The sequence below is a fragment of the Mycobacterium sp. NGS66 genome, from assembly GCF_059812225.1.
In genome coordinates this window covers 1-22941 of record NZ_JCALCG010000003.1, presented here as the reverse complement: position 1 = coordinate 22941, position 22941 = coordinate 1, and the positions used below count along the sequence as shown (strand labels likewise).

Genomic DNA, 22941 nt, shown 5'->3' with positions numbered 1-22941 from the left:
CTAGAGCTCGGTGACCGAGCCGCCGGCTGCGGTGACCTTCTCCCGCGCGCTGGCGCTGAACTTGTGCGCCGACAGGTCCACCTTCACCGTGAGCTTCCCGTCGCCCAGGACCTTCACCAAAGAGTTCTTCCGCACGGCACCCTTGGCCACCAGGTCGTCGACCCCGACGCTGCCGCCGTCCGGGAATAGCCGGTTGATGTCGCCGACGTTGACGATCTCGTACTCGGTGCGGAACCGGTTGCGGAATCCCTTCAGCTTGGGCAGCCGCATGTGAATCGGCATCTGGCCACCCTCGAAGGTCACCGGCACGTTCTTGCGGGCCTTGGTGCCCTTGGTGCCGCGACCCGCGGTCTTGCCTTTCGAGCCGTCGCCGCGGCCGACGCGGGTACGGGCGGTCTTCGCGCCCCGGGCGGGCTTCAGGTCGTGCAGCTTGAGTGTCATGTGGCGTCACCTCCGGCCGGCTCCACCTCGACGAGGTGTCGCACCACCGCGATCAGTCCGCGGGTCTGTGGGTTGTCCTCGCGGATCACCGAATGCCGAATCCGTCGCAGGCCCAGCGTGCGCAGGCTCTCACGCTGCTTCCAGCGCGCGCCGATGGTGCTGCGCACCTGGGTGATTTTCAGTTGGCTCATGGCTGTGTCTCTCGAGTTGCAGTGGCGGCCAGCGCTTCGCTTTCCCTGCGCGCCTTGAGCATCCCGGCCGGAGCGACGTCTTCGATCGGCAGTCCGCGACGAGCGGCCACCTCCTCGGGACGCTGCAGCAGCTTGAGCGCGGCCACGGTGGCGTGCACCACGTTGATCGCGTTGTCGCTGCCCAACGACTTGGCCAGAATGTCATGCACCCCAGCGCATTCCAGCACCGCACGCGCTGCGCCGCCGGCGATCACACCGGTACCGGGGCTGGCCGGACGCAGCAGCACCACACCCGCGGCCGCCTCACCCTGCACCGGGTGAGTGATGGTGCCGCCGATCAGCGGCACCCGGAAGAAGCCCTTGCGGGCCTCCTCGACGCCCTTGGCGATCGCGGCCGGAACTTCCTTGGCCTTGCCGTAGCCGACGCCCACCATGCCGTTGCCGTCACCCACGATGACCAATGCGGTGAAGCTGAACCGACGACCACCCTTGACCACCTTGGAGACGCGGTTGATGGCGACGACTCGCTCGAGATAGTTGCTCTTGTCGCCGTCCCGATCGCGGCCCCCGCGGCCCCCGCCGCCGTCGCGCCGGCCGCGCGAATCACGGCCGTCGCGCGAATCCCGGCTGTCGGCGCGGGTGTCTCCGGCGCCTGCCGACTGCTCCGCCATTATGCGGTCCTTTCGTTCATCAAGCCTGTGTCGTTCATCAGAATCGCAATCCGTTCTCGCGCGCGGCATCGGCCAGCGCCGCGATCCGTCCGCCGTAGGTGTAGCCGCCACGGTCGAACACCACCGCTTCGATGCCGGCAGCCTTGGCGCGCTCGGCGATCAATTGACCGACCCGCACGCTGTGTGCCTTCTTGTCGCCTTCCACGCCGCGCACGTCAGCCTCGATCGACGACGCCGCGGCCAACGTGGTGCCGTTGAGGTCGTTCACCAATTGCACGTGGATGTGGCGCGCCGACCGGTGCACCACCAGCCGCGGACGCTCTGCGGTACCCGAGACTTTCTTGCGCAGCCGTGCGTGCCTACGCAGCCGCGAAGCCCGCCGGGTTGCCGAAACCGATTGCGCCATGATCACTTACCTGTCTTTCCGACCTTGCGGCGGATCTGCTCGCCCTCGTAGCGCACGCCCTTGCCCTTGTACGGGTCGGGGCGGCGCAGTCGGCGGATGTTCGCCGAGATCTGGCCGACCTTCTGCTTGTCGATGCCGGAGACCGAAAACTTCGTCGGCGTCTGCACCGCGAAGGTGATGCCCTCGGGGGCCTCGATCACGACGGGATGGCTGTAGCCCAAAGCGAACTCGAGGTTGTTGCCCTTGAGCTGGACGCGGTATCCGACGCCGAAGATCTCCATCTTGGTGGTGTAGCCCTCCGTCACACCGGTGACCAGATTGGACACCAGGGTGCGCGACAGCCCGTGCAATGACCGGCTGCGCCGTTCGTCGTTGGGCCGGGAAACCACGATCGCGCCATCGTCGTTGCGCGCCACCGTGATTGGCTCGGCGACAGTCAGATCCAGGCTGCCCTTGGGCCCCTTCACCGACACCTTCTGGCCGTCGATCGTGACGTCGACTCCGCTCGGGACCGGAATCGGCTGCTTACCAATGCGCGACATGCTTACTCCCTCACCACACGTATGCGAGGACTTCGCCGCCCACGCCCTGTCTGGCTGCCTGACGGTCGGTCAGCAGGCCCGAGGAGGTCGAGATGATGGCCACACCCAGGCCGCCAAGCACCCGCGGCAGGTTCGTGGATTTCGCGTACACCCGCAAACCCGGCTTGGACACCCGGCGCAGACCGGCGATGCTGCGCTCACGGCTCGGCCCGTACTTGAGCTGGATGACCAGCGACTTGCCCACCCGAGCGTCCTCGGTGCGGTAATCGCTGATGTATCCCTCTCGCTTGAGGATCTCGGCGATGTTGGCCTTGATCTTCGAGTGCGGCAACGTCACCTCGTCGTGGTACGCCGAGTTGGCGTTGCGCAGACGGGTCAAGAAGTCTGCGATCGGATCCGTCATCGTCATTTGTCTAGCCCCTGTGTCCTGTCACCAGCTGCTCTTCTGCACGCCGGGCAGCTCGCCCGCATGCGCCATCTCGCGCAGGCAAATCCTGCACAGCCCGAACTTGCGGTATACCGCGCGTGGGCGGCCGCACTTGCTGCAGCGGGAGTAGGCGCGCACCGCGAACCGGGGCTTCTTCGCGGCCTTGTTGACCAGTGCCTTTTTAGCCATTGCTCAGTTCTCCTTGAACGGAAAGCCGAGTGCCCGCAACAGCGCTCGCCCTTCGTCGTCGTTGGTCGCCGAGGTGACGACGTTGATGTCCATGCCGCGAACCCGGTCGATCTTGTCCACGTCGATCTCGTGGAACACCGACTGCTCGTTGAGGCCGAAGGTGTAGTTGCCCACACCGTCGAACTGCTTGGGCGAGAGCCCGCGGAAGTCACGAATACGCGGGAGTGCGATCGACGTGAGGCGGTCGAGGAACTCCCACATCCGGTCGCCGCGCAGCGTAACTCGGACGCCAATCGGCATGCCTTCACGTAACTTGAACTGCGCGATGGACTTTCGCGCCCGACGGATTTCCGGCCGCTGCCCGGTGATCAGCGCCAGGTCGTTGACGGCGCCGTTGATCAGCTTGGCGTCCCGGGCCGCTTCGCCGACTCCCATGTTGACGACGACCTTGGTCACCGTCGGGATCTGCATGACGTTGGCGTAGCCGAACTGCTTGTGCAGGGCATCGCGAATCTCGTTGCGGTAGCGCGCTTTAAGGCGCGGCTGAACTTTCTCTGCAGTGCTCATCAGATGTCCTTGCCATTGCGCTTGGAGATACGGACGCGCTTGCCGGTCTCCTCGTCCACGCGGTAACCGACTCGGGTGGGCTTGCCGTCCGAGTCGACGACCATCACGTTGGAGACGTGGATCGGGGCTTCCTGCGTAACGATTCCACCGGACCGGGCGCCGCGCTGAGTGGTCGAGACCGCGGTGTGCTTCTTGATTCGGTTGACGCCCTCGACCAGTACCCGGTTGCGGTCCGGGTAGGCCTGCAGCACCTTGCCCTTGGCGCCCTTGTCCTTGCCGGCGATGACCAGCACGGTGTCGCCCTTATGGACCTTCATCTACAGCACCTCCGGGGCCAGCGAGATGATCTTCATGAATCGCTTCTCCCGCAGCTCGCGGCCGACCGGCCCGAAGATGCGGGTTCCGCGCGGGTCGTTGTCCGGCTTGATGATCACCGCGGCGTTCTCGTCGAACTTGATGTAGCTGCCGTCGGGACGCCTGCGCTCCTTGACGGTGCGCACCACGACGGCCTTGACGACGTCCCCACGCTTGACGTTCCCGCCGGGGATGGCGTCCTTGACCGTGGCGACGATGACGTCACCGATGCCCGCGTACCGCCGCGACGAGCCACCCAGCACACGGATGCACAAGATCTCCTTGGCGCCGGTGTTGTCGGCGACCTTCAGCCGCGATTCCTGCTGAATCACTAGATCTCCTGACCTGGTTGACGTGAGCACGGCAGCCCACCAGAACCTGACGTGCGCGGTCTTTCTTTGCCGAAGGGCACGCGGGGCCGATAACGCTTGCACGCAACCAGCCGAGGTCTGCCCAAGGCAACCCCTAGAGTCTAGGTGAAGGCCAGCTCAGAGCCAAATCTGCGTCCTCGGGACTTAGACTTCCGCAATGTTCGCCGAGACGCGCTACGCGATGAACGGGGACGTGCGCGTCGCCTATCGCGCGTCCCGTGAAGGCGAGCGGGACATCGTGTTCGTCTCCAACCCCTTCACGAACTGTGAGTTCTTTACCGAGCTGCCCTCAATCCAAGGCTGGCTCGAGGCGATGACCTCGCTTGGTCGATTCATCTTCTTCGACCATCCGGGCACGGGAGTGTCCGATCCCGGGGAGCCGAACCTGGAACTATGGGCGGACAGCATTGCCGCCGTGCTGGATGACCTCGGCAGCAGCGAAGCGGTCCTCATCGCGATGAACGGCTCATTCGCCGAATCGGCGCTGTTCGCCGCCACATACCCATCCCGCACAACGGCGCTAATTGTGCTCGAGGGTTATGCGGATCCGCTTGTCGAACGCACCGATCGATCCACACCCGACGAGCTCACCGCGGCCGCGCTCGCTATGTGGGGCACTGGCAAGCTTGCGCATCTCGCGAATCTGGACATGCCCTGGAACGAGGAAATTCGGGCGACATGGGCACGCCACGAACGCCTGGCGGCAAGCCCAGCAGCCTTCGCTTGCATGCGGCCACTGGTGCAGGAAATGGACGTGCGGGCGTTGCTTCCCACGATCCGGGTCCCGACACTGGTCCTTCATCACGCCGACGACGCTTTTATCCCGCCCGAGTTGGGCAAGTACATCGCCGATCGGATATCGGGCGCGAAATACGTTGAGCTGCCGGGCCGCAACGTTTTTCACTTCGTCGAACCCTGGCGTCAGTCGTTCCAGGAGATCGCCGAGTTTCTCACCGGTGAGCAGCCCGAGGTGGTCGATGATCGGGTGCTGGCGACGGTGTTGTTCACCGACATCGTGGATTCGACGCGGCGGGCGGCGGAGTTGGGGGATCGGGATTGGCGCGCGTTGCTGGATGCGCACGACGCGGTGGTGCGCTCACAGTTGACTCGGTTTCGCGGCCGTGAGGTGAACACCTCCGGTGATGGGTTTTTGGCGATGTTCGACGGCCCGCAGCGGGCGATCCGCTGCGCGGTGGCGGTCCGTGATGCGGTGCAGGCGTTGGGTATCCAGGTGCGTGCGGGGTTGCATACCGGGGAGTGCGAAGTCCGCGGGGAGGATATCGGCGGCATCGCGGTGCATATCGGCGCGCGGGTGAGCGCGCTGGCCGGGCCCAACGAGGTGTTGGTGTCTGGCACGCTGCGTGATCTGGTGATCGGCTCGGGACTGGGGTTCGAAGACCGCGGCGCGCATGAGCTCAAGGGTGTGCCCGGGCAGTGGCGGCTGTTCGCCGTGGCCTCGGCGTGAATCGTTTGCCCGCCCGTTAGAAGGGTGGGGGTTCCTCGGGTGGGGCGGGTCCGGCGGCGGCGGCTTCGGCGTGGCGGGCGGCGCGGTTGTGGGCGCGTTCGGTGGCCACCCGGTAGGCGCGCTCCTTGGCGCGGGTGCGGCGGCGTTTGGGCATCATCGCCGAGCGGTCGGGACACGGTGGCGGTGGTGGGGCGTCGGTCTCGACGGCGGGCATCCCACCCACCGCGGCGCACAGGCTGGGGAACAGCAACGCACTACCCGGGGTGGTGACATGGGTCTGCCCGGCCGGTGAGGTCAGGATGAGCGTGCCGTCGGGCAGTTGTTTTTCCGTCCAGCCCCAAAAGGACTTGACCAAATGGTGGGTGCGGCAGTAGCACTTGAGGTTGCCCGCGTGGGTAGGCCCACCTTGAGCGTGCGGAATGGTGTGGTCGATGTCGCAGCGCATCGCCGGCACATCACAGCCCGGCCAGCGACAGGTCAGATCCCGACACCGCACAAAATCGGCCAACGCCTTCGACGGCACATAGCCGGGTTCGGGTGGGGCATCCCCGGGATGGATCAGCGGCACCATTTTGGCCGTGGCGGCCAACTCGGCGAGCAGTTCGGGGGTGATCAGCCCGTCGGCACCGACCTCCCACCCCGCGGTGCCGCCGTTGCTATCGGTGGCGGGTGGTGGGGCGATCAGGTGGATGGCCACCGGGGAAGCCGGGCGGCGCCCTCCGGCGGCGCAATCCGGGCGCCGGCAGCGACACCCCAACCGATCCGCCCCGGCCGCCAACGCGCCCAACGCATCAGCGCGGCGCTGGGCGTGGGTGCGCGGATCATGGGCACACACCGTGGCCGCCAACGCCGACAAGCGTTGATCCACCGCGTGGGCATCGGTGCTGAACAAGCTGCCGCCGATCTCAGCGATGCCGTCGTGGTCTCCCCCGATCCAGATTTCCCGGTCGCCCTGCTGCTGGGTGCGCTGGCGCACCGCATCAACATCCAGGCGCGCCACAATGGCATCCACCTTGCCTGACAACCGCGCGGTGGTCATCGACGGCCACCGTGTCACATTGGCCGCCACCAGCTCATCCACCCGGGCCAAGATCTGCGGGTCGGTGATCAAATCGGTGCGATACACAATCGTCTGAAACGCCCGAAAATCAATGTCCCCGGCGATAAATACCTCGGCCACCTTCGGCAGTTGCTCGCGCATGGCCCGCGCGTAGCGCACCCGGCTGGCCGCGAGCCCTTGGCTGATCCGCAACCCCGCACCCACCTCCGCGGCCACCGCCGACTCGGTGTCGATCGCCCACTCCTCGGTCTCCGAGGACTGCGCCAACCGGTAAGCGAACAACTCCCCGATCGCCACCAACTGCGCCGCAGCGGCCCGGTTCTCCGCGCGCACCGCCGCGTGGGCCCGCTGCACCCACGCCGTCGATTCCGGCGTCGGCGTGCGCAACACCGCGCCCTCAAAGATCTCATCAAAGACCGCGAACAGCTCCGCCTGCGACCGATCAGAACCCGGTTCATCGAACATGTGTTCGACTATATCAGCTTCTACTGACAAGATGCGGACACCTCGTCAGTCGCCTTGGCGCACCCAGGCGAAGATGTACAGGCTCATCGCCGTTACCAGCGCGATCAGGACCCACTGCACGATGGCCTGGTCGATCCACGAGCCGGGCGGTGGCGCGCCGGGAAGGATGTTGCGCAGCGGGACGATGGCGAACAGGTTCGCGGCGTACCACGTGGCAAAGGGCGGCAAGAACTTTCGTCTGCCCAAGGCCATCGGAACGGCGACCAGCAGCGCCAACGTGGGCAGGGTGACCAATACCAGGCAGATCCCCAAATCGAAGACCAGCGGACCCTTGGCCCTGCGCAAGGTGATGACCACGTCTCCGTTATCGGTGGCACGCGATGTCGGGAGCGCGCTCGCGTCGTGAAGCCTGTTGACGCTGATCTCCCACCCATCCAGCGATCCGGTGACCTCGACACGGGCGGGGACCTTCTTGCGGTTGTCGCCGGTCCCGACGAACGCATCGGCGGAAATCGGTTCGGTGCGGTAGGAGTCGAAGGGCCAGTTACCCGGATCGCCATGCGCTTCGACGGTAGTGCTGAGTTGAACCGGCGCTTTGCCTTTCGGGTAGTGCAGGTCGCCGAGATCGCTTGTCGGATAGAGCCGCACGGCAACGTCGTTGGCCAGCACGTCGAATCGGTTGTCGTACTCCGAAACCCCGGGATAGACAAGCACATTCACCGCGAGGCGATTCGCGACCGGTTTCAGCTCCTCGACGCGCAGTTGCACGATGGTGGCGTCGCCGCCGCCCTGACTCAGGTCAAGGGGCGGTAGCGGAGCCCCCGATCTCTGCAGCATGTGAACGCCGACCAGTGACAGCGCGTAGGCGATGCCAATCGTCACCAGAATGCCGATACCAATCACGATGCGCGGCTTCCGCGACGTCTTGCCAGCCGTCTCGGTGGTCATCGGCAGCCTTGCTGGAACCGGACTCGGGCCAGCCGGTGAGGGCGACCATGTCGAGGCGACACGTCGTCAGATGCTAACGAACGCCGACGTCGGCCGCGCGCTGAAATCCGCTCGTACACCGGCTCAGAGGTGATCGTCACCCGCTGTGCACCCGGCGTTCACTTGCGGGGCTGAGCCACCACGCCACGAGGCCGCTCAAGACGCGCTGAGGAGTTTGCTGAGCCGCCCGGCTAGCCCGCCACGCAGCGAAACCCGATGTGGGTGGTAGCGGTGTCCTGCGATTGCGGCGAGCGGGCTGCCGGGCGGTACCGATGGCAGTACTCCGGCGCGCACAAATGCGAACCGCCCTTCAACGTTTGGTTGACGCTCGGATCCGCGGGCCCCGACGGTGAGCAACAGGCTTTGGGCGCCTGATCGAGCCGATGGCGTGGCGAGTACTCGGTGGCGGTCCACTCCCACACGTTGCCGATCATGTCGACCAGACCGAATCGGTTGGGCGGAAACGCCCCCACCGGCGAGGTCCCGATCCAGCCGAGCGCGCCGTCGTTGCGGTACGGAAACCTGCCCTGCCAGGTGTTGGCCATCAGCCGGCCATCAGGGCGGGCCTCGGCGCCCCAGGGGTAGGGCCAGGAATTCCCGGCCGATCCACCCCAGGCCGCGTACTCCCACTCGGCCTCGGTCGGCAGCCGTCGTCCGGCCCAGCGCGCGTAGGCCGCGGCGTCGGGGTACGCCACCTGCACGACCGGATGATCGGGCTTGTCATCGACGTCGGTGTCCGGGCCGAAAGGATGGCGCCAACTGGCGCCGGGCGCCCAGTCCCACCACTGGCGCCAGTTGCGCAAGTCGACCGGCCCGGCCGTCGGGCGAAACACCATGGCACCCGGACATAGGTCATCGGGGTTGGCGCCCGGATAGTGCGCTGGATCCAAGGGTTGTTCGGCAACCGTGACATAGCCTGTGGCGCCGACGAATTCGGCGAACTGCGCGTTGGTCACCGGATGCTGCTCCACCGCAAAAGGACCCACGGTCACGGTGTGAACCGGTGCCTCCTCCGGATAAAAATCCGTCGAGCCCATGCGGAATGTTCCGCCTGGCAACTCGATCAGCTCAGTGAGCACCCCTTCAGGGTAAGACGCCCGCTAGTCGGATTGCCGATACCAGGTGACCATGTACAGGCCCATCGCCGCGACCAGCCCGATCAGTACCCACAGGACCAGAGCCTGGTCGATCCACGCTCCCGGCGGCGGGGCACCGGGCAGGAAGTTGCGGATGGGAATGACGGCGAACAGCATCGCGGCGAACCACGTCACGAATGGCGGGACGAATTTCCTTCGGCCCAGGGCGATCTGAATGGCTACCGCGAATGCCAACGCCGGCAGACTGAACAGCACCAGACAGATGCCCAGATCGAAGACCAGCGGACCCTTGGCCCGGTGCAACGTGACGACGACGTTGTCGAGGCTGTTCGGGTCTTCCTTGTCCTCGGGGTCATGCAGACGACGAACGCTGACGTCCCAGCCCTCCAAATGCCCGGTCACTTCCACCCGGGCGGGTTTGTATTGACGGTTGTCGCCCTGCCCGACGAGAACGTCCGCCGAGAAGGTATCGGTGGTGTACGAGTCGAACGGCCAGTTGCCGGGATCACCATGCGCTTCAAACGTCGTGGACACCACTGCCGGCGCTTTTCCTGCCGGATAGACCAGGTCGCCCTGCTCGTTGTCCGGGTAAAAGCGAACCGAGGTATCGGCGTTCAACACCCGCAAGTCTTTGTTGTATATCGACTTCTGCGGGATCACCAGCACCTTCACCGTGAGGCGATTGGCCACAGTGTCCAGCTTGTCCAGACGCACCAACACGACGGTTTCGTCGGAGGGTTCCTCATCCACCGGTGGCAGCGAACCGGCCGGTTTGGCAAGCATGTGCACGCCGAACAGCGACAGCCCATAGACGACTAGGAAAGCCACCAGGATGCCCGCAACGATCAGTGCGCGACGTCCTCGCGAACTGGACGCCTCCGGCGGCGGTGACGTTTCCGGCGTCGGTGGCGGCGCCGGCTCGGATGCGGGCGGAGCGTGATGGGTCATCGGTCACCTACTCCGTGCCGCAGTCCTAGGTCTGAAACCCCGCTCTGCGGGAGGCGGCACGAGGTCAGATGGTAGCGAAGGCAGGCCCCTGGCGTCGCAATTCGCGGTATCTAGGGCATAGCGCCAGGCTTATGGACATGCCAGTTCCGTGTGCCGTTCACCTGACGTTTGTCCGGCCGTCAGTTTCATGGCTGTAAATGTCGGCATCGGAGGCGCGTCGGCCAAAGGGGCAATCAGCATGCAGCGCAAACGATTGGGACAGGTCACGAGCTTGTTGGCGGCGGGCGCCATGGTGCTCTCGGGATGCAGCGCCTCGCACGCCACCCTGGCCTACACCGCTGGCGCCAAGGTCAACTGTGGCGGCAAACAGGTCTTGGCGGCCAGCGGCTCCACCGCACAGGCCAACGCGATGACCCGATTCATCAACGCCTACACGAAAGCCTGCCCTGGGCAGAAACTCAACTACACCGCAAACGGCTCGGGCAACGGAATAAGCGAATTCCTCTCCGGCAAAACCGATTTCGCTGGCTCCGACACCCCGCTCAACGGTGACCAGTACGCCGCGGCCAAGCAGCGTTGTGGCGGCGCGGACGCGTGGAACCTGCCCGTTGTGTTCGGCCCACTTGCCATCACCTACAACCTCAGCGCCGTCGACACTTTGGTTCTGGACGCGACCACCCTGGCCAAGATCTTCAACGGCACCATCACACGTTGGGACGACCCCGCCCTCACCGCACTCAATGCGTCCATGCCGGCCGAGGACATCCGCGTCATTTACCGCAGCGACGCCTCCGGCACCACCTACAACTTTCAGTCCTACCTGCAGGCCGCATCCGGCGGGGTATGGAACAAGGGCGCCGGCAAGACGTTCGACGGGAGCGTCGGCATCGGAGCCGAAGGCAACGCCGGAACCTCGGCGCTGGTGAAATCCACCGAGGGCGCGATCAGCTACAACGAATTGTCTTACGCGTTGCAGCAAGGCCTTTTCGCCGCCGAGATCAAGACCCCGGCCAGCCGCAGATCCTTGCGCCCGGTACGGATCGGCACCGACACCGTCGGGAAAACCATCGTCGGCGCCAAGATCGTCGGCCCCGGCAACGACCTCGTCCTTGACATCTCGTCGTTCTACAACCCCAGCCAGCCCGATGTCTACCCGATCGTCCTGGCTACCTACGAAATTGTCTGTTCGAAATATCCCAAGGCCGACGAGGCACAAGCCGTCAAGGCTTTCCTGCAGGCCGCCATCGGCCCCGGCCAGATCGACCTCAACAGAAGCGGTTACATCCCGCTATCGCCCGGCTTCCAGGCAAGGGTGTCCAGCGCCGTCGACGCCATCGGTGCTGTCGGCGGCCCGATCCTGGCGGAATGACCCCCGACGCTAGGTGTTCCGCTTTCGATCCCGTTGTCGCCACCAGGCGTAGATGAAGATCGTCATTGCCACGGTCAGCGCTATCAACACCCACAACACGACGGCTTGGTCGATCCAGGAGCCAGGTGGGGGCGAACCCGGCAAGAGGTTCCGTAGCGGAACGATGGCGAACAGCATTGCGGCGTACCAGGTTATGAACGGCGGCAAGAACGTCGTCCTGCCCAGTGCCATCGGCACGGCCACCCATAACGCCAACGTCGGCAGGGCGACGAGCACCAGGCAGATGCCTAGGTCGAAGATCAGCGGCCCCTTGGATCGGTGCAGGGAGATGACGACGTCACTCATTTCGTCCGGTGCGTCTTCCGGGTCGTGCACACGCCTGACACTGACGTCCCAGCCGTCCAGCTTCCCGAAGACTTCGATGCGTGCGGGGACTCTTTCGCGGTGATCGACCGGCCCGGTGAATACGTCGGCCGAGATCGTCTGCGTGGTGTACGAATCGAATGGCCAGTTACCGGGCTCGCCATTGGCTTCGATGGTGGTGCTTACTTGTGCAGGCGCTTTTCCCTTCGGGTACTGCAGATCGCCCAGATCGTTGTCCGGATACAGCCGGACGGCCGCATCGACGTTCAGCACCCTGAGGTTTTGATCAATCAGCGATTCCTTCGGCAGCACCTGCACGTTCACCGTGAGGCGATTCGCCACGGGTTTCAGTTCCTCGAGGTGCACCTTCACCACCGTGTCCTCCGCCTCCAGCTTGTTCAGGTCCACGGGAGGAAGCCCAGGCGCCGACTGGGCCAGCAGATGTACCGCAATCAGCGTCAGGACGTACACCACGACCATGGCCAGCAGGATCCCCAACGCGGTCAGCACCCGCGCCCCGCGCGACTTTGGTTGCGGCGCAGGCGTAGCGGATGGGCTATGCGACATCGATGGTCACCTTTCCGGTTGCGGCCGAGTGGGTTCGGGGGTCAGGTTAGCAACCGGTGAGCGTTTTCGGGCAAAAACGAGACGGGCTGATCAATCTCGCGAAAAGGCAAGGGCTAGTTGTGATTCGACGTCCTGATAGGGTCGCCCGGACAGGTCGATGGTGACCTGGGCGATGGTGCCGCCGGTAAAGGCGAACGGCGCCTTGAAGCGGCTGGACACTCCCGAACCGCCGTTACGCCCCACGGTGATGCCGGCGCCGGCCAATCCGAACGTTCCCGGGTGCGTCATCACACCGGCCAGCGTGCCGACCTCGTTGTGATCGAAGTACAGCGCCAGGTCGCCCAGAGGTGTGTGGCTGTTGGGCACGGTGCCCGTCCGCGAATACCGGACGCCGAACAAGTGTCGGCCCAGCGGGATCGGCCCATTCGATGAAATCAGCTGTTGGCGTTCGCCGAAGAAGTTGTAGACATAGTGCAGGCGGCCGTCCTGGATGAAGAGCACGTGCCCGCCGTGCGCGCCACCCTGTTTGAACAGCACGCCTTCGGCGCCGGTGGTGTCCACGGTCACGTCCGCCAGGACGGCGAACGAACGGCCGCGGATCTCAGCGCCGGCACCGATCCCGACGTCCGCGCAGTCGGGATAGTAGACGTAGCTTTCCCGTTCGCCGGCCAGGTAGGGCCGCGACCGCATCAGGGTTTCCATGATGTTGAGGTCGGCCAGCGGCAGCCCGTTGTACTTGGCGGCCTCGGAGAACCACAGGGCCTTGAGCTCGTCGAGTTTGTCGGGGTGCTTCGCGGCCAGGTCATGGCATTGGCTGCGGTCCCCGGCGATGTGGTAGAGCTCCCAGCGGTCCTGGTCGAAGTGCGACCAACCCGCGGGGGTGGCGGCGTGCACGGTGTTGGCGAACCAGCCGTCATGCCAGATCCCGCGGGTGCCCAGCATGGTGTAGAACTGGGTCTTCTTGCCCGTGTCGGCAGCGGGATCCGCAAGGGCCGCTTTGAAACTCACGCCGTCGAGTGGCTTCTGCGCGATACCTTTGACGGTTTCCGGTGGCGTCATGTTCAGTAGGTCGTAGATGGTGGGGGTGATGTCGCTGACGTTGACGTAGTTGTCCCGCACCGCTCCGTGGGCCGCAATACCGTTGGGCCAGGAGATGATTGCCGTGTCGGCGATGCCTCCTTCGTGCGAGGCGTAGCGCTTGTAGAGCTTGTAGGGCGTGTTGAAGGCCATCGCCCATCCGATTGGGTAGTGGTTGTAGGTTTCCGGCCCGCCCAAATGGTCGAAGAGCTTCATGCTCTCTTCGACGGTGTCGATGTAACCGTTGAAGAACTTGCCCTCGTTGACCGACCCGTTCGGGCCGCCTTCACCGCTGGCACCGTTGTCGGAGATCACCACGATGATGGTGTTGTCCAGTTGGCCGGACTCCTCGAGATAGTCCAAAATGCGGCCGATCTGGGCGTCGGTGTAGCTCAGGAAGCCGGCGAAGACCTCGGCCATCCGGTTGAAGAGTTTTTTCTCCTCGTCGTTGAGGGAGTCCCACGGCCGTACCGTGTCCTGCAGCGGCCACGGCTCGCCGGTGGGTCCGGTCACGTCGAGATACGGGTTGATCGGCGACAATTCGGTGTCCGGCGGCACGATGCCCATCGACTTCTGCTTTTCCAGCACGATCTCGCGGTAGCGTTCGTAGCCCATGTCGAACTTGCCGGCGTATTTGTCGGCCCACTCTTTGAAGACGTGATGCGGAGCGTGCCCGGCGCCGGGACACACGTAGCTGAACCAGGGCTTGTCGGGGGCAATCACCTTGGCGTCACGAATGAATTCGATTGTCTTGTCGGCGATGTCCTTCGACAGGTGATAGCCGTCTTCCGGTGTGCCGGGCGGGTTTACCGGGTGGTTGTCGTACACCAGGTCGGGATACCACTGGTCGGTCTCGCCGCCCATGAAGCCGTAGAAACGTTCGAAGCCGCGGGAGGTCGGCCAATGCCGTTTCGTCGACGCCATGCTGGATTCTTCGAGCGGCGTCAGGTGCCACTTGCCGACGCAGTAGGTGTTGTAGCCGCGTTCGGCGAGCACCTCCGAAAGCAGCGCGGTGTCGGCCGGAATCCGGCCATTGCAGTTGGGGAAGCCGTCGGTGAACTCTTCGATGGTGGCCATGCCGACGGTCGTCGCATTGCGACCCGTGAGCAGCGACGCCCGGGTCGGTGAACACAGCGCGGTGGTGTGGAACTGCGTCAGGCGCACACCGCGCTCGGCGATCCGCGTCATCGCGGGCATCTGGACCAGCCCGCCGAAGCAGTCCCAGGTGGCGATGCCGGTGTCGTCCCACACCAGATAAAGGATGTTGGGCGAATTCTCCGGGGCGGTTGGTGCCGCGTATGGGCCCCAATCGGCAACCGAGTCGCGAATATCCAGCTCGATTTTGCCTTGAAACTCGGTCGACCCAGTCATGACTTACTCCCTTGACGCGCTTACCGAATGTCCGTGGACAATACACGCGTCAAGTAGCAATTACGTGAGAATCTGCCGCGGCGGCCGCATCCGCCCACGGACGTCGCGGGTGAAGCCACGGCGTTGGGTGTGAAGCCACGGCTTTGGGCGTGAACGTAGGGTCGAGAAATCGCGATTTCTCCGCCCAGGCCGCACACTCAAAGCCACGGCTTCACAATGAAATCCAGCCGCGGGCGGGAGCTTACTTGGCCTTCTCCAGAATCTCGACCAGTCGCCAGCGCTTGGTCGCCGACAGCGGACGGGTCTCCATCAGCGAGACGCGGTCGCCGATACCGGCGGAGCTGTTCTCGTCGTGCGCCTTGACCTTCTTGGTGGTTCGGATGATCTTGCCGTACAGCGGGTGACGCATGCGGTCTTCCAGCTCGACGACGATGGTCTTCTGCATCTTGTCGCTCACCACGTAGCCGATGCGAGTCTTACGGCGGCCGCGTGGCTTCGGCGTGGCCGGAGTGTGCCTGGGGCCCTTGCCTTTCGGCGCGACGTCGTGCGCAGCGTCCTTGACGGCGGCGTCCTTGGGCGCAGCCTTCTTCGCTGCGGCCTTCGCCGGCGCGGCCTTGGCCGCTGCGGATGAGCTCCGCTTGGCGGGGGTCTTAGCTTCTGCCATCACGATTCCTTACCATCGGGCCCGTCGGGACCATCGGGTCCAGATGCCAGACCCAGTTCTCGTTCACGCAGCACGGTGTAGACACGCGCGATTTCCTGACGCACGACGCGAAGCCGGCGGTTGTTGTTGAGCTGGCCGGTCGCCAACTGGAAGCGCAGGTTGAACAGCTCCGCCTTGGATTCCCGCAGGCGCTCAGTCAGCTCCTCGTCGGTGAGCTCACGCAGTTCGCCAGGGGAAACTCCCACTGCCATCAGAACTGCTCCTCTCGGGTCACGATGCGTGCCTTGATCGGCAACTTGTGGATCGCCCGGGTCAGCGCCGCGCGAGCGGTCTGCTCGTTGGGGTAGCTGAGCTCGAACAGCACTCGGCCGGGCTTGACGTTGACCACCCACCACTCCGGCGAGCCCTTACCCGAGCCCATCCGGGTCTCGGCGGGCTTCTTGGTCAACGGGCGGTCCGGGAAGATGTTGATCCACACCTTTCCGCCACGCTTGATGTGCCGGTTGATCGCGATACGGGCGGACTCGATCTGCCGGTTGGTGACGTAGGCGTGCTCGAGGGCCTGGATGCCGTAGTCACCGAAGTTGACCGACGTGCCACCGCTGGCGATGCCGCGCTGGCGGGGATGGTGTTGCTTTCGGTGTTTAACCTTGCGGGGAATCAACATGATTCAGCTCTCCGTGCTCTGCGGTTCGAGGGCAGGCGCACCATCCGACGGTGCGGACTCTTCGCCACCCGCTGCCCGTCCGGCCTCGGTACTGGTCGCGGTGGTGCCCGAGGCGCCACTGCGGCGCGGACGCGTGCCCGATGGGCGTTCGCGGCGCGGACGGTCGGCACCGGCCGGCGGAGCCGCGGCCAATTCCCGCTTGCCGCCGACGATGTCGCCCTTGTAGATCCACACCTTCACGCCGATCCGGCCGAAGGTGGTCTTGGCCTCGTAGAGGCCGTAGTCGATGTCGGCGCGCAGCGTGTGCAGCGGCACCCGCCCCTCACGGTAGAACTCCGAGCGGCTCATCTCCGCGCCGCCGAGGCGACCGGAGCACTGCACCCTGATGCCCTTGACGTTGGGCTGACGCATGGCCGACTGGATGGCCTTACGCATCGCGCGGCGGAACGCCACCCGGTTGCTCAGCTGCTCGGCGACGCCCTGGGCCACCAATTGTGCTTGCGACTCCGGGTTTTTCACTTCCAGGATGTTGAGCTGGACCTGCTTGCCGGTCAGCTTCTCCAGGTCCGCGCGGATCCGGTCGGCCTCGGTGCCCCGACGGCCGATGACGATCCCGGGACGCGCGGTGTGGATGTCCACCCGGACTCGGTCGCGGGTGCGCTCGATCTCCACGTCGGCGATACCCGCGCGCTCCAGGCCAGTGGACAACAGCCGGCGGATCGCGACGTCTTCCTTGACGTACTCGGCGTACTGCTTGTCGGCGTACCACCGCGACTTCCAGTCGGTGGTGATGCCCAGCCGGAAGCCGTGCGGATTGATCTTCTGGCCCACTAGTCTGAGCCTCCCTTCGGTTCCGAAGCCTCAGCAGCCTTTTCGGGTGCCTTCTTCGCAGGCGCCTTCTTTGCGGGCTCCTTGGTAGCCGCCTTTTTCGCGGGTGCCTTGTTGGCCGGGGATTTCGTCGCCTTCTTCGCGGGTGCTTTCGCGGCGGCCTTGCTGCCCTCGGCGCGCCGGGCGCGCGACGACTTCGAGGACCGCTGGTCCTTACTCGGACGGCTCTCCACGATCACCGTGATGTGGCTGGTGCGCCTGCGAATCCGGAACGCGCGCCCCTGGGCCCGCGGACGGATGCGCTTGGCGGTAGGACCCTCGTCGGCGTACACCGTGGCCACCACCAAGGTGCTGGGATCCAGTCCGTTGTTGTTCTGGGCGTTGGCGGCGGCGCTGGCGATCACCTTGGCGACCGGCTCACTGGCGGCCTGCGGCGCCCAGCGGAGGATGTCGAGCGCGTCCTCCACCGACCTGCCCCGCACCAGGTCGATCACCCGGCGCGCCTTTCTCGGCGACACCCGGACGAACCGCGCTTTGGCGGTCGCCGAGGGGTATTCGGTAGTCGTCGTCATCGCCGCTTGCTCTTTCGGTCGTCCTTGATGTGTCCCTTGAAGGTGCGCGTGGGGGCGAATTCACCGAGTTTGTGACCCACCATGGCCTCGGTGACGAACACCGGCACATGCTTGCGCCCGTCGTGCACCGCAAAGGTGTGGCCGATGAAGTCCGGAATGATGGTGGACCGCCGCGACCAGGTCTTGATCACCTGCTTGGTGTTCTTCTCGTTCTGCGCGTCGACCTTCTTGAGCAGATGGTCGTCGACGAACGGGCCCTTCTTCAGGCTGCGTGGCATGGTTGATCCTTAACGCGAGTGCTTCTTGCCGGTGCGCCGGCGTCGGACGATGAGCTTGTTGCTCTGCTTGTTCGGATGGCGGGTACGGCCCTCGGGCTTGCCCCACGGGCTGACCGGGTGACGACCACCGGAGGTCTTGCCCTCGCCACCGCCGTGCGGGTGGTCGACCGGGTTCATCACGACACCGCGGACCGACGGGCGCTTGCCCTTCCACCGCATCCGACCGGCCTTGCCCCAGTTGATGTTCGCCTGCTCGGCGTTGCCCACGGTTCCGACCGTGGCGCGGCAGCGCACGTCCACTCGGCGGATCTCGCCGCTGGGCATCCGCAGCGAGGCGTAGCTGCCCTCCTTGCCGAGCAGCTGGATGCTCGAGCCGGCCGAACGGGCGAGCTTGGCGCCACCGCCCGGCCGCAGCTCCACCGCGTGGATCAGCGTGCCGGCCGGAATGTTGCGCATCGGCAGGTTGTTGCCCGGCTTGATGTCCGCGTTGGGGCCCGACTCGACCACATCGCCCTGCGAAAGCCCCTGCGGCGCAATGATGTAGCGCTTCTCACCGTCCAGGTAGTGCAGCAGCGCAATATTGGCGGTGCGGTTCGGGTCGTACTCGATGTGCGCGACCTTGGCGTTGACGCCGTCTTTGTCGTTGCGGCGGAAGTCGATGACCCGGTACGCCCGCTTGTGACCACCGCCCTGGTGACGGGTGGTGATGCGGCCGTGCGCATTTCGCCCACCCTTGCTGTGCAGCGGGCGCACCAATGACTTCTCCGGGTGTGACCGGGTGATCTCGGCGAAGTCGGACACGCTGGCGCCGCGACGACCGGGAGTGGTCGGCTTGTACTTCCGAATTGCCATGTCTAATCAGGTCTTTCTCTCTCGGCTAGGCCGGTGCTCCGAACAGGTCGATCGGCTTGCTGCCCGGCGCCAGGGTGACGATGGCACGCTTGGTGCTCTTGCGCTTGCCGTATCCGGTCCTGGTGCGCTTGCGCTTGCCCTGGCGGTTGGCGGTGTTCACCGACGCGACCTTGACGGAGAAGATCTTCTCGACGGCGATCTTGATCTGTGTCTTGTTCGAGTCGGGGTGAACCATAAAGGTGTAGACGTTGTCGTCGAGCAGGCCGTAAGACTTCTCCGAGATAACCGGGGCCAGGATGATGTCGCGGGGGTCAGCGATGGTCGCCATCAGGCCGAAACCTCCTCGGTGGTAGCCGTTTTGGCCGTGTTTGCCGCGATGTAGGCGTTCAAGGCCTCGACGCTGAAGATCACGTCGTCGGCGTGCAACACGTCGTAGGTGTTGAGCTGGTCGGGCGCCAGGATGTGCACGCCGGGCAGGTTGCGCACGCTCTTGGCGCCGGTCTCGTCGCTGCGTCCGATGACCACCAGGACCTGCTTGCGCTCGGTCAGCGTGCTCAGAAAAGCCTTGGCGCTCTTGGTGGACGGGGTCTGGCCCGCCACCAGCTCGGTGACCGCGTGGATGCGCCCGTTGCGCGCCCGGTCGGACAACGCACCGCGCAACGCGGCGGCGATCATCTTCTTCGGCGTGCGCTGGCTGTAGTCGCGCGGCTTGGGACCGTGCACGGTGCCACCGCCGGTGAACTGCGGCGCCCGCGTGGAGCCTTGCCGCGCGCGGCCGGTCCCCTTCTGCCGATAGGGCTTACGGCCACCGCCGCTGACCTCGCCGCGGGTCTTGGTCGAGTGCGTGCCTTGCCGAGCTGCGGCCCGCTGGGCGACGACGACCTGGTGCATCAGCGCGATGTTCGCCGGGGCGTCGAACAGCTCGGCCGGCAATTCCACGGAACCGCTCTTCTTGCCATCCGGAGTCTTGACGTCAATCTTGATGGCAGCCATTACTTCTCACCTCGCTTGATCGCGGAGCGGACCATGACCAGTCCACCGGTGCGGCCGGGGACCGCGCCCTTGATCAACAGCACGCCGTTCTCCGGATCGACCTTGTGCACCAACAGGTTCTGCACGGTCACCCGGTCGTTACCCATCCGGCCCGACATCCGGGTGCCCTTGAACACCCGTGCGGGGGTGGCGCAGCCGCCAATGGAGCCCGGGCGGCGATGCACCGCCTGGGCGCCGTGGCTGGCGCCCTGGCCGCGGAAGCCGTGCCGCTTCATGGTTCCGGCGTAGCCCTTGCCCTTGGAGGTGCCGGTCACGTCGACGTAGGTGCCGTCGGCGAAGATCTCGGCCGTCAGCTCCTGGCCGACCTCGTATTCGGCCGCGTCCGAGTTGTCCAATCGCAGCTCGGCCAGGTACCGGCGCGGGTTGACCCCGGCGGCGGCGTACTGACCGGTCACCGGCTTGTTGACCTTGCGCGGGCTGATCTCGCCGTAAGCCAATTGAACCGCGCTGTATCCGTCGCGCTCCGGAGTGCGGATGCGGGTTACCACGTTGGGCCCGGCCTTGACCACGGTCACCGGGACGACCCGGTTGTTCTCGTCGAACACCTGCGTCATGCCCAGCTTGGTTCCCAAAATGCCTTTTCTCGCCATAAGTCTGCCGAGCTCCTACTGGATGTTGACGTCGACACTGGCCGGAAGATCGATGCGCATGAGGGCGTCAACGGTCTTCGGCGTGGGATCAAGGATGTCGATCAACCGCTTGTGTGTCCGCATTTCGAAGTGCTCGCGCGAGTCCTTGTACTTATGCGGAGAGCGGATGACGCAGTACACGTTTTTCTCGGTCGGCAACGGCACCGGCCCTACGACGCTGGCACCAGTGCGGACGACAGTTTCGACGATCTTGCGCGCCGACGCGTCAATAGCCTCATGGTCGTAGGCCTTGAGCCTGATGCGGATCTTCTGTCCCGCCACGCTTCTCCTACCCTCACTCCAACTTGAGGCCCGTGTCCGGACCTGGTGCTTCCCAGCGCGCCGAATCGGCCGGGGCCGGTCCAGCGTCGCGCCGGTTACTGCGCCGCTGTTTACCTGTCGTGGTCCACCGGCCCCCGCGCTCGGGCGTGTCACCCGCACGCAGCCTCGTTCGCGGCCAAATTTGGTCGCGCTCCAAGGTGGGGACCGGACGCGCCCGTTGTGGGCGCTGGTCGTATGCCCGACCAGGCGCAAACCTGGCGCAGGGCAACCTGAACAGTATGCCTCAGATCGCGGTCGCGGCCAAATTTCCGGCTGCCTCGGCAGCGGGGGCGGCACCCCGGCGTGCCGTCGAGGTTACCCGACCCTGAAAAGTGCTGGTCAGCGGCCCTGGTTGCCGGCATCGGCCCGGCATCTGGCAGCGGGTGCTGATTGGCCTTCACGTCGTCCCGCGACGCTGCGGCGACACGCCAGGTGGGCCCGCAGTGCGTAAAGTCTCGGCGAACGGACACGGCTGAGCTCCGGTTGACGGTGCATCGAAGTCCCCGCGCCAGGTCGCGATGTGGGATGGTGCGTGCGAAGGCACCTTGCCGCGGCGCTGAGGCCTTCCGGGTGTGAACCGACGGCTTTCATTGTGAACCGACGGCGTTCGGTGTGGACCGACGGATGGACTCGCGCCATTTTTCCGCCCTACGTGCACCCCCAAAGCCACAGCTTCACAACGAAAGCCATACCCTCACACCAAACGCCCCGACACGCGATCTCAACGGACGAATTCGGCCGCGCGGTGCGCCAACATCACGATCGTCGCGTGCGGACCGCGGCTGGGAACCACCGGCAGCACGGAACCGTCTATCACCCAGAGGTTTTCGATGCCGCGGACCCGGCACCGATGATCGACGACGGCGTGCTCGTCAGCATCGCCACCCATGGGGGCACTGCCGCACAGATGTTGCGACGTCGACCATACCGCGGGACCGATATGCGTTGCAGCGCTGCATAGTTCGCGGGCCAATTCGCTGCCCTGACGAAGCAACGCGACATCGGCGGGCTCGCTATCGTAGCGGTGCTCGATCCGCGGCGGCACGCCGGGATCCGCCGAGACCAGGATGATGCGCCCGCGTGAGCGCGGCTGCATCAGCGCCACCCCGATGTGCGGCCAGTCCCGGTGTCCCGCGGTGCCGTCGCCGGTCATCGCGACGAAACCGCCAGTATAGGGCCGGATTTCGATGCCGTCCGTAGTGGTGAGCACGACCTCCAGCACCGGCCGATCCACAGCCACCGCCCAGTTGGTGGGCATCACCCACTCCGGGTGGTCACTGCAGTGCACCCCGACGGGCAACGCGGCGACCACCTCGACACCCGCCGCCCGCAGCATCGCCTCTGGCCCGACGCCCGAGAGCATGAGCAGCTGCGCCGATTGAATCGCACCGGCGCACAGCACAATTCGATCGGCGGTCAAGGTGATGGGACCATTAGGGGCGAGGGCGTCGACCCCCACAGCCGTGGCCCCGGAAAACCGCAGCCGCACAGCCCGTGTTCGCGCGAGCAGGGTCAGGTTGGGCCGGCTGAGCGCGGGAATCAAGTAGCCCGCCGCCGAGCTGGTCCGCACGCCGTCGACGATGTTGAGCGGGACTGCCCCCACACCCGAAGGCAGCTCTGGGCCGACATCGTTGAGGTCGGTGATCCACGGAAACCCCGCGCGCTGAGTGGCGGCTACGAAAGCCTCAGTGGCACCAGTCATCTCGCGGGTTCGGCGAACCCGGATGGGGCCGCAGCGGCCATGAGCGGGGGTATCGAAATCGAGGTCCGTCTCGATAGCCCGGAAGTGCTCGAGGACGTCGGACCACGCCCAGCCGGGAATCTCGGTGCGGTCGAAGTCGCGGGTCAGCGCACGGCAAAAGTACCCGCCGTTGACCGCGCCGGAACCGCCGACCGTCGCTCCGCGCACGATGGGCAGCCGGTGATCGGGTCTATCGGTGAGCTTGGTCAGGTAGCGCTGGACCAGCGGGCTGCGGACTCCGATCGGAAGCTGCAGCCCGTTTGCGGCCTGAGCCAACAACCCGGGATCGTCCAGTCCCGGTCCGGCCTCCAGCACGGTCACGTCGCACCGGCGGTCGGCGGAAAGCCGCTCGGCGACAACGGATCCAGCACTCCCCGCGCCGATGATCAATACATTGCTGTGCGGGAT

General features: G+C 65.5%; 30 protein-coding genes. 2 read left to right on the top strand and 28 right to left on the bottom strand.

The genetic code is table 11. The annotated features are described in order from the left end of the window. From rplO to rplN, 10 genes are read right to left on the bottom strand one after another with little or no spacing between them, the layout of a single operon-like run. Entirely contained in the window at window positions 1–441 is a 441-nt protein-coding gene (rplO, locus tag AC5Y2L_RS07880) for a 50S ribosomal protein L15 (protein ID WP_499933799.1), read from the bottom strand. Then, window positions 438–632: a 50S ribosomal protein L30 gene (gene rpmD / locus AC5Y2L_RS07875; protein ID WP_499933800.1), complete on the bottom strand. Its 195-nt coding sequence runs from the start codon at window positions 630–632 to the stop codon at window positions 438–440. The genes rplO and rpmD overlap by 4 nt, the downstream gene beginning before the upstream one ends. Continuing rightward, window positions 629–1303, bottom strand: a complete 675-nt coding sequence (gene rpsE / locus AC5Y2L_RS07870) for a 30S ribosomal protein S5 (RefSeq protein WP_499933802.1) — start codon at window positions 1301–1303, stop codon at window positions 629–631. Before rpsE ends, rpmD begins: the two co-directional genes overlap by 4 nt. 37 nt (window positions 1304–1340) lie before the next feature. Beyond that, window positions 1341–1709 carry a 50S ribosomal protein L18 gene (gene rplR, locus AC5Y2L_RS07865; RefSeq protein WP_499933803.1) on the bottom strand — a complete coding sequence of 123 codons (369 nt, stop codon included), beginning with the start codon at window positions 1707–1709 and terminating at the stop codon, window positions 1341–1343. A gap of 2 nt (window positions 1710–1711) precedes the next feature. After that, complete coding sequence (rplF, locus tag AC5Y2L_RS07860; RefSeq protein WP_499933805.1) at window positions 1712–2251, bottom strand: 50S ribosomal protein L6; 540 nt, start codon at window positions 2249–2251, stop codon at window positions 1712–1714. 10 nt (window positions 2252–2261) lie between these two features. Further along, window positions 2262–2660, bottom strand: a complete 399-nt coding sequence (gene rpsH, locus AC5Y2L_RS07855; RefSeq protein WP_085198153.1) for a 30S ribosomal protein S8 — start codon at window positions 2658–2660, stop codon at window positions 2262–2264. Between the two features lie 21 nt (window positions 2661–2681). Beyond that, window positions 2682–2867, bottom strand: a complete 186-nt coding sequence (locus AC5Y2L_RS07850; protein WP_067235436.1) for a type Z 30S ribosomal protein S14 — start codon at window positions 2865–2867, stop codon at window positions 2682–2684. 3 nt (window positions 2868–2870) lie between these two features. Further along, on the bottom strand, window positions 2871–3434 hold the full coding sequence (gene rplE, locus AC5Y2L_RS07845; protein ID WP_499933807.1) for a 50S ribosomal protein L5: 564 nt from the start codon (window positions 3432–3434) through the stop codon (window positions 2871–2873). Continuing rightward, window positions 3434–3751, bottom strand: coding sequence for a 50S ribosomal protein L24 (gene rplX, locus AC5Y2L_RS07840; RefSeq protein WP_325614890.1), 318 nt, complete (start codon window positions 3749–3751; stop codon window positions 3434–3436). Before rplX ends, rplE begins: the two co-directional genes overlap by 1 nt. Continuing rightward, complete coding sequence (rplN, locus tag AC5Y2L_RS07835) at window positions 3752–4120, bottom strand: 50S ribosomal protein L14 (protein ID WP_003403649.1); 369 nt, start codon at window positions 4118–4120, stop codon at window positions 3752–3754. Between the two features lie 196 nt (window positions 4121–4316). Between rplN and AC5Y2L_RS07830 the strand changes: the two genes are divergently transcribed. Beyond that, window positions 4317–5624, top strand: coding sequence for an adenylate/guanylate cyclase domain-containing protein (locus tag AC5Y2L_RS07830; RefSeq protein ID WP_499933809.1), 1308 nt, complete (start codon window positions 4317–4319; stop codon window positions 5622–5624). Between the two features lie 16 nt (window positions 5625–5640). On the opposite strand, the gene AC5Y2L_RS07825 is transcribed toward AC5Y2L_RS07830, so the two are convergent. The 4 genes from AC5Y2L_RS07825 to AC5Y2L_RS07810 all read right to left on the bottom strand — a co-directional run bounded on the left by AC5Y2L_RS07825 (window position 5641) and on the right by AC5Y2L_RS07810 (window position 10181). Then, window positions 5641–7149, bottom strand: coding sequence for an HNH endonuclease signature motif containing protein (locus AC5Y2L_RS07825; RefSeq protein ID WP_499933810.1), 1509 nt, complete (start codon window positions 7147–7149; stop codon window positions 5641–5643). A gap of 45 nt (window positions 7150–7194) precedes the next feature. Then, a complete protein-coding gene (locus AC5Y2L_RS07820; RefSeq protein WP_499933812.1) occupies window positions 7195–8097 on the bottom strand; it encodes a DUF4436 domain-containing protein in 903 nt (300 codons plus the stop codon). Window positions 8098–8327: 230 nt separating this feature from the next. Continuing rightward, entirely contained in the window at window positions 8328–9215 is an 888-nt protein-coding gene (locus AC5Y2L_RS07815) for a formylglycine-generating enzyme family protein (RefSeq protein ID WP_499933813.1), read from the bottom strand. 21 nt (window positions 9216–9236) lie between these two features. After that, the gene (locus AC5Y2L_RS07810) at window positions 9237–10181 is read right to left on the bottom strand and encodes a DUF4436 domain-containing protein (RefSeq protein ID WP_499933815.1); all 945 of its coding nucleotides are present in this window, start codon (window positions 10179–10181) and stop codon (window positions 9237–9239) included. A gap of 238 nt (window positions 10182–10419) precedes the next feature. On the opposite strand from AC5Y2L_RS07810, the gene pstS reads away from it, so the two are divergent. Then, window positions 10420–11550: a phosphate ABC transporter substrate-binding protein PstS gene (gene pstS, locus AC5Y2L_RS07805; protein ID WP_499933816.1), complete on the top strand. Its 1131-nt coding sequence runs from the start codon at window positions 10420–10422 to the stop codon at window positions 11548–11550. Between the two features lie 9 nt (window positions 11551–11559). On the opposite strand, the gene AC5Y2L_RS07800 is transcribed toward pstS, so the two are convergent. From AC5Y2L_RS07800 to mftG, 14 genes are all read right to left on the bottom strand, one after another. After that, window positions 11560–12480, bottom strand: a complete 921-nt coding sequence (locus AC5Y2L_RS07800; protein ID WP_499933817.1) for a DUF4436 domain-containing protein — start codon at window positions 12478–12480, stop codon at window positions 11560–11562. A 90-nt stretch (window positions 12481–12570) separates the two neighbouring features. Next, window positions 12571–14928 (bottom strand): arylsulfatase, encoded by a 2358-nt coding sequence (locus AC5Y2L_RS07795; RefSeq protein WP_499933819.1) that lies wholly within the window; start codon window positions 14926–14928, stop codon window positions 12571–12573. A 241-nt stretch (window positions 14929–15169) separates the two neighbouring features. Continuing rightward, window positions 15170–15595 carry a 30S ribosomal protein S17 gene (rpsQ, locus tag AC5Y2L_RS07790; protein ID WP_499933820.1) on the bottom strand — a complete coding sequence of 142 codons (426 nt, stop codon included), beginning with the start codon at window positions 15593–15595 and terminating at the stop codon, window positions 15170–15172. Beyond that, window positions 15592–15843: a 50S ribosomal protein L29 gene (gene rpmC / locus AC5Y2L_RS07785; RefSeq protein ID WP_499933821.1), complete on the bottom strand. Its 252-nt coding sequence runs from the start codon at window positions 15841–15843 to the stop codon at window positions 15592–15594. Before rpmC ends, rpsQ begins: the two co-directional genes overlap by 4 nt. Beyond that, on the bottom strand, window positions 15843–16259 hold the full coding sequence (gene rplP / locus AC5Y2L_RS07780) for a 50S ribosomal protein L16 (RefSeq protein ID WP_067241947.1): 417 nt from the start codon (window positions 16257–16259) through the stop codon (window positions 15843–15845). The genes rpmC and rplP overlap by 1 nt, the downstream gene beginning before the upstream one ends. A 3-nt stretch (window positions 16260–16262) precedes the next feature. Next, window positions 16263–17090, bottom strand: coding sequence for a 30S ribosomal protein S3 (rpsC, locus tag AC5Y2L_RS07775; RefSeq protein WP_499933824.1), 828 nt, complete (start codon window positions 17088–17090; stop codon window positions 16263–16265). Next, a complete protein-coding gene (gene rplV, locus AC5Y2L_RS07770) occupies window positions 17090–17659 on the bottom strand; it encodes a 50S ribosomal protein L22 (protein WP_499933826.1) in 570 nt (189 codons plus the stop codon). The genes rpsC and rplV overlap by 1 nt, the downstream gene beginning before the upstream one ends. Beyond that, window positions 17656–17937 (bottom strand): 30S ribosomal protein S19, encoded by a 282-nt coding sequence (gene rpsS, locus AC5Y2L_RS07765; RefSeq protein WP_003925848.1) that lies wholly within the window; start codon window positions 17935–17937, stop codon window positions 17656–17658. Before rpsS ends, rplV begins: the two co-directional genes overlap by 4 nt. A gap of 9 nt (window positions 17938–17946) precedes the next feature. Then, window positions 17947–18789: a 50S ribosomal protein L2 gene (gene rplB, locus AC5Y2L_RS07760; RefSeq protein ID WP_499933827.1), complete on the bottom strand. Its 843-nt coding sequence runs from the start codon at window positions 18787–18789 to the stop codon at window positions 17947–17949. A gap of 25 nt (window positions 18790–18814) precedes the next feature. Continuing rightward, window positions 18815–19117 (bottom strand): 50S ribosomal protein L23, encoded by a 303-nt coding sequence (gene rplW / locus AC5Y2L_RS07755; RefSeq protein WP_499933828.1) that lies wholly within the window; start codon window positions 19115–19117, stop codon window positions 18815–18817. After that, window positions 19117–19782 carry a 50S ribosomal protein L4 gene (rplD, locus tag AC5Y2L_RS07750; protein ID WP_499933830.1) on the bottom strand — a complete coding sequence of 222 codons (666 nt, stop codon included), beginning with the start codon at window positions 19780–19782 and terminating at the stop codon, window positions 19117–19119. The genes rplW and rplD overlap by 1 nt, the downstream gene beginning before the upstream one ends. Then, window positions 19782–20432: a 50S ribosomal protein L3 gene (gene rplC / locus AC5Y2L_RS07745; protein WP_499933831.1), complete on the bottom strand. Its 651-nt coding sequence runs from the start codon at window positions 20430–20432 to the stop codon at window positions 19782–19784. The genes rplD and rplC overlap by 1 nt, the downstream gene beginning before the upstream one ends. Before the next feature lie 15 nt (window positions 20433–20447). After that, entirely contained in the window at window positions 20448–20753 is a 306-nt protein-coding gene (gene rpsJ / locus AC5Y2L_RS07740) for a 30S ribosomal protein S10 (RefSeq protein ID WP_003873519.1), read from the bottom strand. Between the two features lie 760 nt (window positions 20754–21513). After that, window positions 21514–22941 (bottom strand): mycofactocin dehydrogenase MftG (mftG, locus tag AC5Y2L_RS07735; RefSeq protein ID WP_499943738.1); only part of this gene is annotated, 1428 nt, incomplete at its 5' end.

What these genes read in the sequence shown, in the direction of transcription:
- rplV (WP_499933826.1), bottom strand. Translation starts at nt 17,659, where the DNA reads ATGACGACGACTACCGAATACCCCTCGGCGACCGCCAAAGCGCGGTTC.
- AC5Y2L_RS07820 (WP_499933812.1), bottom strand. Translation starts at nt 8,097, where the DNA reads ATGACCACCGAGACGGCTGGCAAGACGTCGCGGAAGCCGCGCATCGTG.
- rplE (WP_499933807.1), bottom strand. Translation starts at nt 3,434, where the DNA reads ATGAGCACTGCAGAGAAAGTTCAGCCGCGCCTTAAAGCGCGCTACCGC.
- rplF (WP_499933805.1), bottom strand. Translation starts at nt 2,251, where the DNA reads ATGTCGCGCATTGGTAAGCAGCCGATTCCGGTCCCGAGCGGAGTCGAC.
- rplC (WP_499933831.1), bottom strand. Translation starts at nt 20,432, where the DNA reads ATGGCGAGAAAAGGCATTTTGGGAACCAAGCTGGGCATGACGCAGGTG.
- rpsS (WP_003925848.1), bottom strand. Translation starts at nt 17,937, where the DNA reads ATGCCACGCAGCCTGAAGAAGGGCCCGTTCGTCGACGACCATCTGCTC.
- AC5Y2L_RS07825 (WP_499933810.1), bottom strand. Translation starts at nt 7,149, where the DNA reads ATGTTCGATGAACCGGGTTCTGATCGGTCGCAGGCGGAGCTGTTCGCG.
- rpmC (WP_499933821.1), bottom strand. Translation starts at nt 15,843, where the DNA reads ATGGCAGTGGGAGTTTCCCCTGGCGAACTGCGTGAGCTCACCGACGAG.
- AC5Y2L_RS07810 (WP_499933815.1), bottom strand. Translation starts at nt 10,181, where the DNA reads ATGACCCATCACGCTCCGCCCGCATCCGAGCCGGCGCCGCCACCGACG.
- rpsH (WP_085198153.1), bottom strand. Translation starts at nt 2,660, where the DNA reads ATGACGATGACGGATCCGATCGCAGACTTCTTGACCCGTCTGCGCAAC.
- rplD (WP_499933830.1), bottom strand. Translation starts at nt 19,782, where the DNA reads ATGGCTGCCATCAAGATTGACGTCAAGACTCCGGATGGCAAGAAGAGC.
- rpsE (WP_499933802.1), bottom strand. Translation starts at nt 1,303, where the DNA reads ATGGCGGAGCAGTCGGCAGGCGCCGGAGACACCCGCGCCGACAGCCGG.
- AC5Y2L_RS07850 (WP_067235436.1), bottom strand. Translation starts at nt 2,867, where the DNA reads ATGGCTAAAAAGGCACTGGTCAACAAGGCCGCGAAGAAGCCCCGGTTC.
- AC5Y2L_RS07795 (WP_499933819.1), bottom strand. Translation starts at nt 14,928, where the DNA reads ATGACTGGGTCGACCGAGTTTCAAGGCAAAATCGAGCTGGATATTCGC.
- rplO (WP_499933799.1), bottom strand. Translation starts at nt 441, where the DNA reads ATGACACTCAAGCTGCACGACCTGAAGCCCGCCCGGGGCGCGAAGACC.
- rplR (WP_499933803.1), bottom strand. Translation starts at nt 1,709, where the DNA reads ATGGCGCAATCGGTTTCGGCAACCCGGCGGGCTTCGCGGCTGCGTAGG.
- pstS (WP_499933816.1), top strand. Translation starts at nt 10,420, where the DNA reads ATGCAGCGCAAACGATTGGGACAGGTCACGAGCTTGTTGGCGGCGGGC.
- rplB (WP_499933827.1), bottom strand. Translation starts at nt 18,789, where the DNA reads ATGGCAATTCGGAAGTACAAGCCGACCACTCCCGGTCGTCGCGGCGCC.
- rpmD (WP_499933800.1), bottom strand. Translation starts at nt 632, where the DNA reads ATGAGCCAACTGAAAATCACCCAGGTGCGCAGCACCATCGGCGCGCGC.
- rplW (WP_499933828.1), bottom strand. Translation starts at nt 19,117, where the DNA reads ATGGCGACCATCGCTGACCCCCGCGACATCATCCTGGCCCCGGTTATC.
- AC5Y2L_RS07800 (WP_499933817.1), bottom strand. Translation starts at nt 12,480, where the DNA reads ATGTCGCATAGCCCATCCGCTACGCCTGCGCCGCAACCAAAGTCGCGC.
- rplX (WP_325614890.1), bottom strand. Translation starts at nt 3,751, where the DNA reads ATGAAGGTCCATAAGGGCGACACCGTGCTGGTCATCGCCGGCAAGGAC.
- AC5Y2L_RS07830 (WP_499933809.1), top strand. Translation starts at nt 4,317, where the DNA reads ATGTTCGCCGAGACGCGCTACGCGATGAACGGGGACGTGCGCGTCGCC.
- rplP (WP_067241947.1), bottom strand. Translation starts at nt 16,259, where the DNA reads ATGTTGATTCCCCGCAAGGTTAAACACCGAAAGCAACACCATCCCCGC.